The sequence below is a fragment of the Polaribacter sp. KT 15 genome, from assembly GCF_900143115.1.
Taxonomy (GTDB): domain Bacteria; phylum Bacteroidota; class Bacteroidia; order Flavobacteriales; family Flavobacteriaceae; genus Polaribacter; species Polaribacter marinaquae.
The window spans coordinates 1,652,625-1,668,550 of record NZ_LT670850.1; the positions used below are offsets into that span (position 1 = coordinate 1,652,625).

The 15,926-nt window shown below is 29.5% G+C and carries 15 protein-coding genes; 8 read left to right on the forward strand and 7 right to left on the reverse strand.

Translation table 11 applies throughout. The annotated features are described in order from the left end of the window. Positions 1–77: 77 nt before the first annotated feature. Genes B5464_RS07505 through panC form a run of 3 tightly spaced genes read right to left on the reverse strand, consistent with a single transcriptional unit; the run spans position 78 to position 2,251 of the window. Positions 78–1,022, reverse strand: a complete 945-nt coding sequence (locus tag B5464_RS07505; protein ID WP_079737872.1) for a lysylphosphatidylglycerol synthase transmembrane domain-containing protein — start codon at positions 1,020–1,022, stop codon at positions 78–80. Between the two features lie 2 nt (positions 1,023–1,024). Further along, the gene (gene panD, locus B5464_RS07510) at positions 1,025–1,375 is read right to left on the reverse strand and encodes an aspartate 1-decarboxylase (protein WP_079737873.1); all 351 of its coding nucleotides are present in this window, start codon (positions 1,373–1,375) and stop codon (positions 1,025–1,027) included. Positions 1,376–1,399: 24 nt separating this feature from the next. Then, positions 1,400–2,251 (reverse strand): pantoate--beta-alanine ligase, encoded by an 852-nt coding sequence (panC, locus tag B5464_RS07515; protein WP_079737874.1) that lies wholly within the window; start codon positions 2,249–2,251, stop codon positions 1,400–1,402. A 97-nt stretch (positions 2,252–2,348) separates the two neighbouring features. Between panC and B5464_RS07520 the strand changes: the two genes are divergently transcribed. From B5464_RS07520 to glmS, 3 genes are read left to right on the forward strand one after another with little or no spacing between them, the layout of a single operon-like run. After that, positions 2,349–3,158, forward strand: coding sequence for a glycogen/starch synthase (locus B5464_RS07520; RefSeq protein WP_079737875.1), 810 nt, complete (start codon positions 2,349–2,351; stop codon positions 3,156–3,158). 10 nt (positions 3,159–3,168) lie between these two features. Continuing rightward, a complete protein-coding gene (locus tag B5464_RS07525) occupies positions 3,169–4,770 on the forward strand; it encodes a DUF4270 family protein (protein WP_079737876.1) in 1,602 nt (533 codons plus the stop codon). 13 nt (positions 4,771–4,783) lie between these two features. Then, entirely contained in the window at positions 4,784–6,640 is a 1,857-nt protein-coding gene (glmS, locus tag B5464_RS07530; protein ID WP_079737877.1) for a glutamine--fructose-6-phosphate transaminase (isomerizing), read from the forward strand. Positions 6,641–6,693: 53 nt separating this feature from the next. On the opposite strand, the gene B5464_RS07535 is transcribed toward glmS, so the two are convergent. Both B5464_RS07535 and B5464_RS07540 read right to left on the reverse strand, forming a co-directional pair. Then, positions 6,694–7,299 carry an FAD-dependent oxidoreductase gene (locus tag B5464_RS07535; protein WP_172830871.1) on the reverse strand — a complete coding sequence of 202 codons (606 nt, stop codon included), beginning with the start codon at positions 7,297–7,299 and terminating at the stop codon, positions 6,694–6,696. Position 7,300: 1 nt separating this feature from the next. Further along, on the reverse strand, positions 7,301–7,888 hold the full coding sequence (locus tag B5464_RS07540) for a MarC family protein (RefSeq protein WP_077810772.1): 588 nt from the start codon (positions 7,886–7,888) through the stop codon (positions 7,301–7,303). A gap of 85 nt (positions 7,889–7,973) precedes the next feature. Here B5464_RS07540 and B5464_RS07545 point away from each other — a divergent pair, with 85 nt between their 5' ends. After that, positions 7,974–8,543: a DUF3109 family protein gene (locus tag B5464_RS07545; protein WP_079737878.1), complete on the forward strand. Its 570-nt coding sequence runs from the start codon at positions 7,974–7,976 to the stop codon at positions 8,541–8,543. On the opposite strand, the gene B5464_RS07550 is transcribed toward B5464_RS07545, so the two are convergent. Next, on the reverse strand, positions 8,535–10,451 hold the full coding sequence (locus tag B5464_RS07550; protein ID WP_079737879.1) for a tetratricopeptide repeat protein: 1,917 nt from the start codon (positions 10,449–10,451) through the stop codon (positions 8,535–8,537). The genes B5464_RS07545 and B5464_RS07550 overlap by 9 nt on opposite strands. A gap of 3 nt (positions 10,452–10,454) precedes the next feature. Further along, a complete protein-coding gene (locus B5464_RS07555; protein ID WP_079737880.1) occupies positions 10,455–11,189 on the reverse strand; it encodes a LytTR family DNA-binding domain-containing protein in 735 nt (244 codons plus the stop codon). Between the two features lie 333 nt (positions 11,190–11,522). Here B5464_RS07555 and B5464_RS07560 point away from each other — a divergent pair, with 333 nt between their 5' ends. From B5464_RS07560 to B5464_RS07575, 4 genes are all read left to right on the forward strand, one after another. After that, positions 11,523–12,263 carry an energy transducer TonB gene (locus tag B5464_RS07560; RefSeq protein ID WP_079737881.1) on the forward strand — a complete coding sequence of 247 codons (741 nt, stop codon included), beginning with the start codon at positions 11,523–11,525 and terminating at the stop codon, positions 12,261–12,263. Between the two features lie 69 nt (positions 12,264–12,332). Further along, positions 12,333–13,079, forward strand: a complete 747-nt coding sequence (gene deoC / locus B5464_RS07565) for a deoxyribose-phosphate aldolase (protein WP_079737882.1) — start codon at positions 12,333–12,335, stop codon at positions 13,077–13,079. A gap of 2 nt (positions 13,080–13,081) precedes the next feature. Next, positions 13,082–13,663, forward strand: a complete 582-nt coding sequence (locus B5464_RS07570) for an acyltransferase (protein ID WP_079737883.1) — start codon at positions 13,082–13,084, stop codon at positions 13,661–13,663. After that, the gene (locus tag B5464_RS07575) at positions 13,656–15,728 is read left to right on the forward strand and encodes a hypothetical protein (RefSeq protein ID WP_079737884.1); all 2,073 of its coding nucleotides are present in this window, start codon (positions 13,656–13,658) and stop codon (positions 15,726–15,728) included. The genes B5464_RS07570 and B5464_RS07575 overlap by 8 nt, the downstream gene beginning before the upstream one ends. Positions 15,729–15,926 lie beyond the last annotated feature (198 nt).

Genomic DNA, 15,926 nt, shown 5'->3' on the forward strand with positions numbered 1-15,926 from the left:
ATTGAAACGGCATTCTTTTTGCCTTTTCGCAAAAAGATATAGTGTAAAGCGCGACCTTTAGGTAACGCCCAAAAAAATTATTTACTTTTATTATATATTGGTAAAAACAGAAATGCTAATCCACCAAAAATAATAATCATTGCGGTTTGCGCGGTCCACATAATCCAACCGAAAGCTGTTGCCGGTTCTGTGGCAACGTTAAATAAAGCTAACGCGCTAGCAACAGCAATTGGATATAAACCAATACCGCCATTTGTTGCTGCAATTGAAAAACCACCGGCAATAAAACCGATTAGAATTCCGCCAAAAGGTACTTCTAAGCCATCTATAGCGGGTATTGTTGCCCAAAACATAGCAACATACATTACCCAGATAAATATAGTATGAAAAATAAAAGCCCATTTATTTTTCATTTTAAAAATACTTGTAACGCCTTCTATTAAACCGGTAACAAAAGTTTTAATTTTTAATAAAAAACCAGATTCTGCTTTTTTTACAAATGATGTAAAGATGTAAAAACCAATAATTAAAACTGCTAAGCCAATAATAATTTTTGTTGGGTTAAAGTTTTTTGTAAGTAGGTTGTAAATAAAATCGAATTGAACAAATAGTGTAATTGCAACAATAGAAAGCATCATAATTAAATCTGCAATTCTTTCTGCGACAATGGTACCGAAGCCTTTTTCGAACGGAATTTTCTCGTAGTTTGCCATTACAGTTGCTCTAGAGATTTCACCGGCTCTTGGTAATGCCAAATTTACCAAATAGCCAACCAAAACAGCTAAAACACTATTAGTAAATTTAGGTTTAAAGCCTAATGGTTCTAGCATAAATTTCCAGCGATATGCTCTAGATAAGTGGCTTAAAATACCAAAAAATAAACCTAGAAAAATAAAACTATAATTTGCTTCTTTAAAGTAGGTAGCTAAGGTTTCTATTGATATTTCTGAGATAGAATACCAAACTAAAAAACCTCCCAAAGCGAGAGGTAATATAGTTTTTAAAATTTTCTTTATGTTCAAAACTAAGTAAGTGTATTGTCTTTTTCGTTAGGAAAAACTAAAGAAGGTTTAAATGTTTTTGCTTTTTCTAGTTCCATAAAACCATAAACAATTAAAATTAATACATCTCCTTTGGCAACTTTTCTTGCAGCTGCACCGTTTAGTGTAATTTCTCCGCTTCCTCTTGGTCCTGGTATTGCATACGTTTCTAAACGTTCTCCGTTATTATTATTAACAATTTGAACACGTTCTCCTTCAATAATATTTGCAGCATCCATTAAATCTTCATCTATGGTAATGCTTCCTATATAATTTAAATCTGCACCTGTAACTTTTACACGGTGGATTTTAGATTTTACTACTTGTACTAACATATGGCAAAAATACTATTTTTTTAGTTAATTATTTTTTAGTCGAATGTTATCTATCAATCTTATTTCTCCTGCAAATACAGCAATAAAGGCTCTGTATTTTTTATTATCTATTTTAGTTTCTGCAGTTTCTAAAGTTTTTTCTTCTGCAATTGTAAAATATTCTAACTCTAATAAAGGTTGATTTTTAAATTGATTTTCTACCCATTCGTTTAATTCTATTACACTTTTTGTGCCAAAATTTTTCTTAACTTTTTTAAGCGTTTTGTAAATAAACGGTGCAATTTCTCGATGTTCTTTTGTTAATCTAGTATTTCTAGAACTCATTGCTAAACCATCATCTTCTCTAAAAATAGGGCAGCCTTTTATTTTTACATCAAGCTGATGCTTTTGCACCATCTTTTTTATAATTTGTAATTGCTGAAAATCTTTTTCGCCAAAGTAGGCTTTGTTAGGTGTTACAATTTCAAATAAAGTTTTTACAATTGTACCAACACCATCAAAATGACCATCTCTAAATTTTCCTTCCATTTGGTGTTCTAATCCGTCGAAACTAAATTTTTCAGAGATAATTTTATCGGCATAAATTTCATCAACAGAAGGTGTAAATAAAACATCACAAGCAACAGACTCTAAAAGTTTACAATCGTTTTCTAATGTTTTTGGATATTTCTCTAAATCTTCTGCATTGTCAAACTGCGTAGGATTTACAAAAATACTTACCACAACAATGTCATTTTTTTTCTTTGCTTTTTGTATTAAAGACAAATGACCTTGGTGTAAAGCGCCCATAGTTGGTACAAAACCTATTGTTTTTTTATTGAGTTTATACTCTAAAATACAGTCTTTTAGGTCTTTTTTGTTGTTGAATATTTTCATTGTTATCTTGTTGCTAAAGTGTGCAAACTTACCATTTTAACACGATATTAGCATAAAAATTTGTATTTTTGCAAATCTCATAAAAGAGTTTGATTTAATGAAGGACAAGAGAATATTATTCGTTTCATCTGAAGTAGTACCTTACTTACCAGAAACAGAACTATCGTCAACTGCATTTAATGCAGCTAAAAATGCACATTCTAAAGGAGTACAAACTAGAATTTTTATGCCAAGATATGGCGTAATAAACGAAAGAAGACATCAATTACATGAAGTAATTCGTCTTTCTGGAATGAATCTAGTTGTGAATGATATGGATATGCCATTAATTATAAAAGTTGCATCGATACCAAAAGAAAGAATGCAGGTTTATTTTATAGATAATGAAGAATATTTTAAAAGAAAAGCCGTTTTTACTGATGAAGACGATACGCTTTTTGAAGATAATGACGAACGTGCAATTTTCTTTGCAAAAGGTGTTGTAGAAACTGTGAAGAAATTAAACTGGGCTCCAGACATTATTCATGTGCATGGTTGGATGGCTTCTTTATTACCACTTTATTTAAGAGAGTTTTATAATGAAGAACCATTGTTTACAGAAAGTAAAATTGTTACTTCTATTTACAACAATCCTTTCGAAGGAAATTTAGATGAAGAATTAGCAGATAAAGTTAAGTTCGATTTAAATGATAATAGTAAAATAGCAACAATTAGTACACCTAACCATACTAATATATTAAAAAGTGCCATAGAAAATTCTGATGCAATTATACATGGTAGTGAAGACATTTCAGAAGAATTAACTTCTTTTATAGAAGATAAAGAAATTCCTGTTTTAGGTTTTCAAGAAGAGAATTTTAAAGAAAGTTATTTAAATTTTTATGCTGATTTAGTTTCAGCAACTTAATTATTTTAGTGTGAAAAATATTTTTAGAAAGAATGCCTATTTTGGTGTTTTATTACTAGTACTTGCAGGTGTTATTTCTTGCGAAAAAGATTTTACAGATATAAATAGTGGTGTTGTAAGTAATACAAAGTTTACTACAAACGATACGATATTAGAAGTTTTGGTTTCTAATGCACCAATAGATAATGTTAAAGCAGACGGTTTAGAGTTACTATCATCACCTTATTTTGGTTTACAAGGGCAATATCTTTTAGGAACTTATATTAATGACGAGTATGAAAAAATAGAAGCATCTATTGTCTCTCAAATTAGCATAGATCCAGAATTAGAAATTGTGTCTTATGAAAACCCTGATAATTTAGCATATGAAACTACAATTGATACAGCTTTTTTAAGACTACCATATCACTCAACGTTAGTTTCTAATACAGATAGACCAGTTTATACTTTAGACTCTATTATAGGAAATCAAGAATTACCTTTTACTTTAAATATTTATGAATTAAATACATATTTAAATACTCTTAATCCAGAGGATCCTACAAAAACAAATTCATTTTTTTCTGATGCAACTTATCAGACAAAATCTACACCATTGACTATTGAAGAAGATATGGATTTTAAACCAAATCCTAGCGATACTTTAGTGATTGTTAAAAGAAGGAATAGTTTAGGTGCAATTCATCAAACAGACACTATTAGATATACTTCTAGTGCTGCTTCAGAAATTGGGTTGCCAATGGCTATTATACCTTTAGACGAAACATTTGTAAAAGAAACGTTTTTAGATAATTATGGTACATCTAATTTCGATTCTCAGAATACTTTTAATAATTTTTTTAGAGGAATTGTAATTGAGGCAAAAGAAAAAGTACATGATTCTGGAGAAGAAGGAGGTTCTTTAATTGCTTTTAATTTAAGAAGTTCTGCAACTGCTGCGTTAAATCCATTAATCGAAGTTTACTATACAAACACGTTTTTTAAAGCAAACAGTACAGAAATTGATACTGTGATTACAAAAACACATACGTTTCAATTAGGCGGTATTATCAACAGTAAATATGCAGTTAATAACAAGGTTTACCCAGCAAATAATGAAGTAAAAATACAAGGAGCTGCTGGTTCTGAAGCTAATGTAGAGATTTTACAAGGAAATCAAATTTCTGTCCTTAAAAACAAAGAATGGTTAATAAATGATGCTACCTTAACTTTTTACATAAATCAATCTTCGGATACAGTTACTGCACCAAATAGACTTCATTTATATAAAAGAGGCGTTTCTGCGACGGGAACACCTATCTTAAGTCATGTAAAAGATAGTTATTCTGAATCTGCTACTTTTGGTGGAAACTTGGTTAGAGAAAATAGTAAGAAAGATAATTATGTATTTAAAATTACTGATTATGTTTCTGATTTATTGAGTGGTGAGACGAATTATAACCCTATGTTAAGGCTAAAGGTGTTTAATAATACAGATGCTCAAATTGCAGATACTACGTATACTAGATATAACTGGAATCCTAAATCTGTATCTATTTTAAACGGTGATGAAAGTTTAAACGGAGCCAGAAGAGCTCAGTTGAAAATATCTTATTCAAAGAAAAAGAATTAAAAAATTAATTGTTATGTGTGGAATTACGGGTTATATAGGTTTTAGAGATGCTTACCCTATTGTAATTAACGGATTAAAGAGATTAGAGTACAGAGGTTACGATAGTGCTGGTCTTATGATGTATGACGGAGAGAAAATTCACTTATCTAAAACTAAAGGAAAAGTTTCTGAATTAGAATCTATTACGAATAATGAAGAAGTAAGAAAGGTTGGTAAAATAGGAATCGGTCATACACGTTGGGCAACTCACGGAATACCTAATGATACAAACTCTCACCCTCATTCTTCTCAATCTGGAAATCTAGTTATCGTGCATAACGGAATCATAGAAAATTACGATACTTTAAAGAAAGAATTAATATCTAGAGGTTATACTTTTAAGAGTGATACAGATACAGAGGTATTAATAAACTTAATTGAAGAAGTTAAAAAACAAGAAAATTGTAAATTAGGTAAGGCAGTTCAATTAGCTTTAAATAATGTTATTGGTGCTTATGCCATTGCGGTTTTTGATAAAACAAAACCTAACGAAATTATTGTAGCTCGTTTAGGAAGTCCGATTGCAATTGGCGTTGGTAAAGATAATTCAGAGTTTTTTATTGCTTCTGATGCTTCTCCTTTCATTGAGTATACGAAAGATGCTATCTATTTAGAAGATGAAGAAATGGCAATCATCAAATTAGATAAAGGAATTAAAATACGTAAGATAAAAGACGATTCTTTAGTTGATGCAAATATTCAAAAGTTAAAGATTAGTTTAGATCAAATTGAAAAAGGTGGTTACGACCATTTTATGTTGAAAGAAATTCATGAGCAACCTAAGGCAATTATAGATACTTATCGCGGTAGAATGTTACCAGATGAAGGGGTTATTAGAATGGCTGGAATAGACAATCACATGAATAAATTCTTAAATGCAGAGAGAATTATCATTGTTGCTTGTGGTACTTCTTGGCATGCAGGTTTGGTTGGAGAATACCTAATTGAAGATAAAGCTCGTATTCCTGTAGAAGTAGAATATGCATCAGAATTTAGATATAGAAACCCAATAATTACATCTAAAGACGTAGTTATTGCAATTTCACAATCTGGTGAAACTGCAGATACTTTAGCGGCAATTAAATTAGCAAAATCTAAAGGTGCTTTTGTATTTGGTATTTGTAATGTAGTTGGCTCTTCTATTGCTAGAGAAACAGATGCTGGTGCTTATACGCACGCAGGACCAGAAATAGGTGTAGCATCAACAAAAGCTTTTACTACTCAAATTACTGTTTTAACATTAATTGCATTAAAATTAGCCTCTAAAAAAGGAGAAATTTCTAAGTCTGAATTAAGAACATTTTTACAAAAAATGCAACTGATACCAAAAAAGGTAGAAGACTTATTAAAAATTGATGAAAAAGTAAAAGAAATAGCAGCAGTTTATAAAGATGCACCAAATTGTTTATATTTAGGTAGAGGCTTTAATTTTCCTGTTGCTTTAGAAGGTGCTTTAAAACTTAAAGAAATTTCTTACATTCATGCAGAAGGGTATCCTGCTGCAGAAATGAAGCATGGTCCAATTGCCTTAATTGACGAGAATATGCCGATTTTTGTAATTGCAACAAACAAAGGACACTACGAAAAAGTTGTAAGTAATATTCAAGAAATTAAATCTAGAGCAGGAAAAATTATTGCAATTGTAACTGAAGGTGATACTCAAGTTAAAGAAATTGCAGATCATGTTATAGAAATACCAGAAACAGAAGAGGCTTTAACACCGTTATTAACAACAATACCTTTTCAGTTATTATCTTACCACATTGCTGTAATGCTAAATAAAAATGTAGATCAGCCAAGAAACCTTGCAAAATCGGTTACGGTAGAGTAAATATTGATTTAAATAAAATAAAAAAGCCAGCTAATTAGCTGGCTTTTTTATTGTTAAATTTTATGATGAATTTTAACGTGTTTGTTATTGTTCCAAAGAGTTAAAATATCTGTTGCAACTGCTGCTCCACTTCCTGCGGCAATGGCGTATTGACTTCTATGTCCTGCAATTGTTCCGCAGCAATAAAGACCTTTTTTTATAAAGTGATCGTTGTTTAAAAGTTGAATTCTGTCTTTCTCTGGATTTGCTTTTTTATGCGGTATAATGTACTCATCGAACCCATCAATAGTAAATGGTTTAGAATAATTTAAAGCTAAAACTACTATTTTAGAAAGATAGGTGGCTTTATTTGTTTTAACCTGATAAGTATCTGCTAATTCTTTGACTGCAATTACCTTTTCATTTTCAATTTGCTGAATTTCACTATAAAGTTCTTCTAAATGTTTTTTTCCTTCTGTAAGAATCTCTCTTCCTAGTTTTACCGGAGCTAAACCTAAAACATTATTAAATAAAGCATTTTGCAGATGAGAATTTTTTTGATGCATGATAATTCCGACCTTTTTTTGATCAAAAAAAGGCTTGTCTTTTGCAGAACCAAGAACTAATGCGCACTGTAAACCAGAAACACCACCACCAAGTATTAAAGCATCAAAAACCATATTAAATAAATAAAGCTTTAATATTTTGAGCGAATAATTTTACAGCAATAGCTAATAATATAACACCAAATACTTTTCTAATTATCTGAATTCCGTTAGGACCAATTAGTTTTTCAATCTTAGAAGATGTTTTTAAAACTACGTAAATTAAAATTACGTTTAATAAAACAGCTGTTATAATATTTTCTATATGAAACTCTGCTCTTAAAGACAATAAGGTTGTTAAACTACCAGGACCAGCAATTAAAGGAAATGCTAAAGGAAAAACAGAAGCTGTTATAGCATTTACACCATCTTCGCTATCTTTATAAAGAGTGATTCCTAAAATCATTTCTAATGCAATAAAAAACAGAATAAAAGAACCAGCAACAGCAAAAGAATTTACATCAATACCAATTAAACTTAATAAACTTTGTCCTAAAAACAGAAAAATAATCATAATTACACCAGCAATTAATGACGCTTTTTCAGATTGAATGTGGCCTGCTTTCTTTCTTAAATCGATAATAATAGGAATGTTACCAATAATATCAATTACAGCAAAAAGTACCATAAAGGCGGTAAATATCTCTTTAAAATTAAAATTCATAATCGTTTATTTTATTTTGCAAAATTAGTCAACTTACTTTACTGAAGTGTAAAATTAAAGAAAATAATTATCTTATTTTTGTAGCATGTTTCAACTAGGAAAAACTATAGTATCAGAAGATATAATCGAAAAAGATTTTGTGTGTAATATTTCTGCTTGTAAAGGTGCTTGTTGCATAGACGGCGAAGCGGGTGCGCCTTTAGATAAAGAAGAGACCAAGATTTTAGAAGATATATATCCTAAAGTAAAACCTTTTTTAAGAAAAGAAGGAATTGAGGTAATTGAAAAAGAAGGTACTTGGGTTACTAGCGAATGGGGTGAGTTAGAAACCCCATTAATTAATGGTGCAGATTGTGCTTACGTAATTTTTGATGAAAAAAATACGGCACTTTGTGCAATAGAAGAAGCTTATAATCAAGGTGAAATTGATTGGAAAAAACCTGTTTCTTGTCATTTATACCCAGTTAGAGTGAAAGATTACAGTGAATTTTCTGCTGTAAACTATCATAAATGGGAAATTTGTGACGATGCGTGTACTCTAGGTAAAGAGTTGCAAGTGCCGGTTTACAAATTTGTAAAGCAAGCTTTAATTAGAAAGTTTGGCGAAAATTGGTACGCAGAATTAGAAAAAGTCGCAGAAAAACATCTAAAATAGAGGAAACATTAAAATAACTTTTGTTCCGCAGGTTTTGTTGTTTTCGTTAACAACATCTTTGTAAGTTAATTCAAAATTATTTTTAAGAGGTTTTGCAAAAGTTTCTAATCTATCTTTGGTTAATTCGATGCCAATAGATTTTCTTTGAATCGATTTTTTTGCTTTAATTTTAGCAGCAGCCTTTCTACCTATTCCGTTATCTTCAATTTCAATTTTAATATACTCGTTAGATACTTTTTCTAACGTAATACTCATTTTTTTATTCTCTTTTTTAGTTGATAAACCATGCCACAAAGAGTTTTCTAGAAAAGGTTGTAAAACTAAAGGAGGTATTTTAATTGCGTTTAAATTAACTGCATCATCATTTTTAATCTGAAAGTCAATTTCATTAGAAAAACGAATATTCTCTATACTCATATAAAGTTTCATTGTTTCTAATTCTTCTGCTAAACTAGTTTCTTGAATAGAAGAAGCCTCTAAAATTTTTCGCATCAATTTAGAAAATTTATTTAGGTAAGAAGTAGCCTTTTTTTGATCATTTTCTATAATGTAAAGCTTTATAGAGTTTAACGCGTTAAACATAAAATGAGGATTCATTTGCATTCTTAATGCATCTTGTTTTAAAGAAAGAATCTTTTTTTCAGTTTTAAGTTCTTTTTGCTGACCTCTATAAAACAAGGTAACAACTATAAATAAAAGAATACTAATAGAAAAAATTAGTAAATTTCTATTTCGAGTTACTTTTAAATGTGCAATTTGATTTTTTTTAGCTAAATCTTTAATTTGGTTTTCTGCTCTTTCTTTATTGTACTCGGTAATTAGGTCTCTAACATAAATTAAATTTCTTGCGTTAAATGTTTTAAAATCTTCTTCTTTTGCAACTTTATAATGGCTGTAAGCTTCTTTATAATTGCCTGTTTTGTTGTATAAGAAAGCCAAGTTTTCGTTTGCTTTTACTACAATTGTTTGAATTTTATGCTTTTTGGCAATTTCTAAAGCAGTAAGTAAATATTTTTTTGCTTCATCATAATTGCCCAAATATCCGTAGGATAAGCCCAAGGTATTATATGTATTCGATAAATAAAACTTGTCGTTTTCTTCTATTGCTAGCGGTAAAACTGCACTCACGGTTTTTAATGCTTTTTGATGATTGCCTTTTTTTGTAAGAACATTTGCAATACTATAACCACAAATAATTTTACCAATTTTAGAGTCTATTTGATTATTATAATCTAAAGATTTTTTAAAACTTTTTAGAGCTTCATCTAAATTACCCAAAGCTTCGTGAGCAGTACCAATTGTTTTATGATTGATAGCTAAACCTAATTTGTAATTTAATTTCTGATGAATTACGATAGATTTTTCAAACTCTTTTAGAGCCAGGTTGTATTGTTTCAATGAATTGTAAATGTTACCAATTCCGTTTTCTGAAATACTAATTAATTTCTGAATTTCTATACTTGGGTTTTCTACACTTAAACCTTTGTCTAATGCTTCTTTATGGTAATTTAAACCATTAATTATTTCGTCTTGCCTTCTGTAAACAGAGCCAATATTATTTAAGGTAGTAATTTCATTTTCTATACTATTTAATTCTTTGCTAATTTTTAAGGCTTCGTTATATTGAATTAAAGCTTCATTAAATAAAGAAATATCTCTATAATATTTTCCTAAAGTACTTTTACCGTAAAATAATCCTTCCAAATAATTGTTTTCTTTACTTGTTGCAATTATTTCTTCTAAAATTTTTTTGTTTTTCTCGTTACCTTTAAAAATAGAATCGATAGCACTAATGCTAGTGGGTTTGTTAAAAATAAGATAAGTTAATTTACTTTTTAAATCATTTTTTTGACTAAAAAGAACATTAGATAAAAGGTAAAACAGAATTAAAAATATTTTAGACTTCATAAATTAAAATTTTTCTAAGAATTCTGTTTTTTTACTTCTAGAAACCGGTATTTTATGATTGTTTTCTAACACAACATAACCATCGGTTTTTAAGTATTCTTTTACTTTATTTAAATTGATAACATAAGAATTATGGATTCTAAAGAAAACGTTTTGTGGTAATAAGGCATGAATTTCTTTTATCTTCTTGGTTACCACTATTTTTTTGTTGTCATCGGTAAAAATTGTTGAGTAATTTCCGTCAGAAGCAATAAATGTAATTTCAGACGGTTCTAAAAAAATAAGCTTACCATCTGTGCTAAGCGTAATTTTTTTTGAAGTCTGTTTGTCATTAAAATTCAATAACACTTTTTCTATATCGTTTGAATTTATAGATCGTAAATTATGCTTTTTTACTTTAGCAATAGTTTCTTCTAAATCATCTGTATCAATAGGTTTTAAAAGATAATCAATAGCTTCGTTTTTAAGCGCCTTTATTGCGTATTCGTTATAAGCAGTCGTAATTACAACTGCAAAATTCTTAGTTGTTAATTTACTTAAAAACTGAAATCCATCCATTGTAGGCATTTCGATATCTAAAAATAGACAATCGATTTCGTTAACAGCTAAATATTTTAAAGCCTCTTCAGGCTCATTAAAGGTAGCGACAATACTAATTTCATTTTCAAAATTAGACAATTCCCAAGATAAGCCTTGTATGGCTTTCGGTTCATCATCTATAATAACAGCTTTTAACATGATTGTAATTTATTCAGAATTGCTATATTATATAAATTTAGTAACACTTTTGCTTAATTAACATACTTTTTGTCTTATAATTTTTACGTTTTGATAAAAAAACAGACCAATTATACATTTTTAAGAACCATTTGTACAAGTCTAAAATTTAACACTCTTGTTTTTATTTAGATTTGTATAGCATTTTAGGGGAATGCAACAATTTTTTTGAAATTTGAAACTGGTTAACTGTAGGGGGCTAATCAGTTTTATTAAAGCATCACATAAGTGATGCTTTTTTTTATGGCACGTTCTTTGTTTTAACAAAGTCTTAACATAAAAAATTTCTTAATTATGAAAAACCTTAAAAAACTACCTTCAAAGCAATTAGAGAAATTCTCTAACATTTTTACACAATTAGGTCTTGTACTCGTTCTTTTTATTGTTTATATAACTCTAGAGCACGAAACTTCAAAGAAAACTGTTGCAGAAATAAAAGAGTATTCGTCCGAAAAAATATATTTAGAACCCACACAGGTTTTCGAATTTGTAAAAGAAGTCAAAACAAATCCGAAACCTAAGGCTATAAAACCACAAGTTTTTATACCAGAAGAGGTTCAGAAAGTTAAAAACGATGTTGTAGAAACTGTAATAGATACATCAGAAGACGAACCCGTTATTATAAATGCTGATGATATTGTAGAGGTTGATATTCCTGATGAGAATCCAGTAATTAACGATGTACCGTTTATTAATATAGAAGACGCACCTGTTTTTAAGGGTTGTGAAGGTTTGTCTAAGAAAGAAAATAAAATATGTTTTGATAAAAAAATGAAACAGTTTGTGCTACGTAACTTTGATGCAGGTTTAGGTAATGAATTAGGTTTACACTCTGGGGTTCATAAAATTCAGACACAATTTTTAATTGATGACAAAGGAAACGTTGTCGATGTAAAAATTAGAGCACCACACAAAAGGTTAGAAAAAGAAGCAAGTAGACTGATAAAAAAACTGCCTAAATTTACCCCAGGAAAACAAAGAAATAGACCTGTAAGAGTTAGATATAATTTGCCCATCGCATTTAGTGTAGAGTAATATTTTAAGCCCAACCAATTGGTTGGGCTTTTTAGTATTGTATAGTTTAGATTTTGTTATTTTTGTAGCATGAAAATAAATCAATTTTTAGATGCTACCTATTTAAAGACTGCAGAACAAGCTGGTATAACCGAAGAAGAAAACCTTCAAAATGTTATAAGTTTGGTTGAAGAAGCAATTTTATATGAGTATAAATTGATTATGATTCGTGCCAATTACATAAAAGTTGTAAGAAGACTTTTAAATGATGCAAAATCAAATGTAGTTATAGGGACTGTTATCAATTTTCCTGCTGGGAACTCATCCTTAGAAAACAAAATTTCAGAAGCAAAAGAAGCTATTAATTTAACTGCAGATGAATTAGATTTTGTTGTAGATTATAGTGCGTTTAAAAACGGCAAAATTTCATCAATTAAAAAAGAAATAGAAGAATGCACTGCGCTTTGCCTAAAACATAATAAGAAAGCAAAATTTATTATAGAAGTTGCCGCATTATCTAGTGAAGAAATAATTGTAATTTCACAGCTTATAAAAGAAGTTGTAATTGAAAAGTTTGGATTAGAAAATGCAAAAAATGTATTTGTTAAATCCTCTACAGGTTTTTTTAAAACTGATGATAAATCTGCAAACGGCGCAACTTTAGAAACTATAAAGTTAATTCTAGAAAATGCAAAACCATTAAAGGTTAAAGCAGCTGGCGGAGTTAAAAATTATGAAATGGCAACTAAAATGATAGATTTAGGAGTTGACCGAATAGGAACTTCTTCTTCTAAACAAATTATAAATAAAATACAGAACGTAAACCAAGGTTATTAATTTTGAAAGATTTTTTTGCACACGAAACAGCTGTTATAGATACAGATTGCACAATAGGCAAAGACACTAAGATTTGGCATTTTAGCCACATAATGTCTAATTGTGTTATCGGTAAAGGTTGTAATATTGGTCAGAATGTTGTGGTTTCGCCTAAAGTTGTTTTGGGTAGTAATGTAAAAGTGCAAAATAACGTTTCTATTTATACTGGTGTTATTTGCGAAGATGATGTTTTTCTTGGCCCTTCTATGGTTTTTACAAACGTAATAAATCCAAGAAGTGCAATTAAAAGAAAAGACGAATATAAAACTACAGTTGTAAAAAAAGGTGCTAGTATTGGTGCTAATGCAACCATTGTTTGTGGTAATAATATAGGTAAATATGCTTTTGTTGGCGCAGGAGCCGTTGTTACTAAAGAGGTTTTACCATATGCTTTAGTAGTTGGCAACCCTTCTAAACAAATTGGTTGGGTAAGCGAATATGGGCATAGATTAATTTTCGATGATAACGGTTTTGCCGTTTGTAAAGAGAGTAATCAGAAATATCAATTAAAAAATAATATAGTTATACAGTTAAAAAATGATTAAAAAATTCTTCCTTTTAGTTTTAATATTACCTTCTTTATTTTATGCTCAGTCAGAGAGGTATCCTGTTTTTGATGGTTGTAAAGGATCAGAAATAACATCCATAGAAAACTGTTTTTACGAAACCACAAAAAAACATTTTTTTGCAGAGTTTAAAACACCTGCAAATGTAGAAAATGAACAATATAAAGGTACAGCAAATGTTTTATTTATAGTAACTAAAGAAGGTGATTTTGAGGTTATCTATGTAAACACACCGTACCAAGAAATAAAGAAAGAAGTTTTAAGAGCTTTTAAGGTTTTTACAAGAATTACTCCTGCAAAATATAATAATAGAAGTGTAGAAATGCAATTTGAATTGCCAATTCAGTTTCCGGTTTTAAAAAATAATAAAGAAACCAAGGCACCAATAAAAAAGAGTTTTTTGACTTCGAAAGAAGATTTATCTATAACTGTAGAAAAAAGTAGATTGGCAGATTCTGTTTTTTTAGAACATAATAGCTTGTTAAATATTCCTTTTACACATCAAAACTATGTAGATTATGAATTTGCATTGCACAAAGCTAGTGGTACGCATACAGCTTCTAAACCATATGTTTATAATGAAATAAATAAATATTTAGATTTAAGTAAAGAGAAAACAAAGTTTTTAAAACCGAATAAAGAGTCTTGGTTGGGCAGAAAACTATGGAATGAACATTTACTGCAAGTAAAAAAGAAAGATTTTTGGTTGACTTTAGATTTTCTAGTTGATGTACAATTAGGAAAAGACAATTCTGATGTTTCTTATACATATAACAACTCTAGAATTTTAACTGTTAATGGAGGTTTGGGTGATAAGTTTTCTTACTCTGCAACGGTTTATGAAAGTCAGGCAAGATTTGCAGATTATGTAAATAGCTTTATTAGTAGCAGATCTTTATTAACTAGACCAAAAAATTCTGATGGTTTAGTTCCTGGTAGAGGAAAAGCGAAGGCTTTTAAGGATGATGCATTCGATTATCCTGTTGCAGAAGGTTATTTAGCTTTTCAACCAAATAAATTTATGCAATTTCAATTTGGTAATGGTAGAAATTTTATTGGTGACGGTTACAGATCTTTTATTTTATCGGATGTTTCTGCACCAACCACTTACTTAAAGATGAAAGTAGATTTTTGGAAATTGCAATACACAAATGTTTGGATGTGGAATACAGAGCCATCAATTTCATCTGCTTCCAATCCTAACGAGCATGCTAGAAAATATATTGCAGCACATTATTTAAGTTTAAACTTAACAGAGAAATTAAATATCGGATTCTTTGAAACAGCAATATCTACAGGAGAAAATGGTTTTGATGCAGCGTTTTTTAATCCGGTGATATTCTATAGATCCGTAGAATTTAATAGAGGAGAAGATTCTGGTAATGCTATTATTGGTTTAACAGGTAAATACAAGTTAAATAACAATGTTTCTTTATACTCTCAATTAATTGTTGATGAATTTTCAGTAGGAAATTTAAATGATTTAGGGAAATGGCAAAACAAATTTGCGTATCAATTAGGTGCAAAATACTTTGATGCATTTAATGTTGATGATTTATTTCTACAGTTAGAATACAATTATGCTAGACCTTATACTTTTGCTCACAAAACACCTATTTTAAATTATGGTAACTATAGCCAACCAATGGGGCATTTGTGGGGAGCAAACTTTTATGAAGCAATTGCAATTGCAAGATATAAGAAAGACAGATGGTCTTTTAGTGGTAAGTTAACCTTAGGTAAAAAAGGATTTGACTTTGAAGATGAGGCAATTAGTTATGGTGGTAACATTTATCAATCTTATGAAGATAGATTTAGCGATGTTGGTAATGAATTGGCACAAGGTAATACTGCAAATATTTTTATTGCAGATTTACAAGGTAATTATTTAATCAACCCGTCTAATAGACTAAGTTTATTTGCAGGCTTTACATACAGAAAGTTTTCGCCAAAAGTTTCTACTCAAACATATCCAGAAGGAAATACAGTATGGTTTTCTGCCGGAATACGAGCAGATTTATTTAATTGGTATTTAGATTTTTAATTTTATATAAATTTTTGGTTTTTATAATCGAATAATGATTATATTTGCAGTGTGATTCTTCTATAGAATCACACTTTTTCTTTTTCATAGCAATTTTCCCACTCAATTTATTGAGTGGGTTTTTTATTTATTATCAAAACTCTTAAAAGCTATGGTAGATTCATTTTTATCAAATATCTTTGCAGAATAATGGTAGTA

Bases quoted from the DNA above. Each gene is read 5' to 3' on its own strand.
- panD (WP_079737873.1), bottom strand. From the start codon at position 1,375: ATGTTAGTACAAGTAGTAAAATCTAAAATCCACCGTGTAAAAGTTACA.
- panC (WP_079737874.1), bottom strand. From the start codon at position 2,251: ATGAAAATATTCAACAACAAAAAAGACCTAAAAGACTGTATTTTAGAG.
- B5464_RS07520 (WP_079737875.1), top strand. From the start codon at position 2,349: ATGAAGGACAAGAGAATATTATTCGTTTCATCTGAAGTAGTACCTTAC.
- glmS (WP_079737877.1), top strand. From the start codon at position 4,784: ATGTGTGGAATTACGGGTTATATAGGTTTTAGAGATGCTTACCCTATT.
- B5464_RS07535 (WP_172830871.1), bottom strand. From the start codon at position 7,299: ATGGTTTTTGATGCTTTAATACTTGGTGGTGGTGTTTCTGGTTTACAG.
- B5464_RS07540 (WP_077810772.1), bottom strand. From the start codon at position 7,888: ATGAATTTTAATTTTAAAGAGATATTTACCGCCTTTATGGTACTTTTT.
- B5464_RS07545 (WP_079737878.1), top strand. From the start codon at position 7,974: ATGTTTCAACTAGGAAAAACTATAGTATCAGAAGATATAATCGAAAAA.
- B5464_RS07550 (WP_079737879.1), bottom strand. From the start codon at position 10,451: ATGAAGTCTAAAATATTTTTAATTCTGTTTTACCTTTTATCTAATGTT.
- B5464_RS07555 (WP_079737880.1), bottom strand. From the start codon at position 11,189: ATGTTAAAAGCTGTTATTATAGATGATGAACCGAAAGCCATACAAGGC.
- B5464_RS07560 (WP_079737881.1), top strand. From the start codon at position 11,523: ATGAAAAACCTTAAAAAACTACCTTCAAAGCAATTAGAGAAATTCTCT.
- deoC (WP_079737882.1), top strand. From the start codon at position 12,333: ATGAAAATAAATCAATTTTTAGATGCTACCTATTTAAAGACTGCAGAA.
- B5464_RS07575 (WP_079737884.1), top strand. From the start codon at position 13,656: ATGATTAAAAAATTCTTCCTTTTAGTTTTAATATTACCTTCTTTATTT.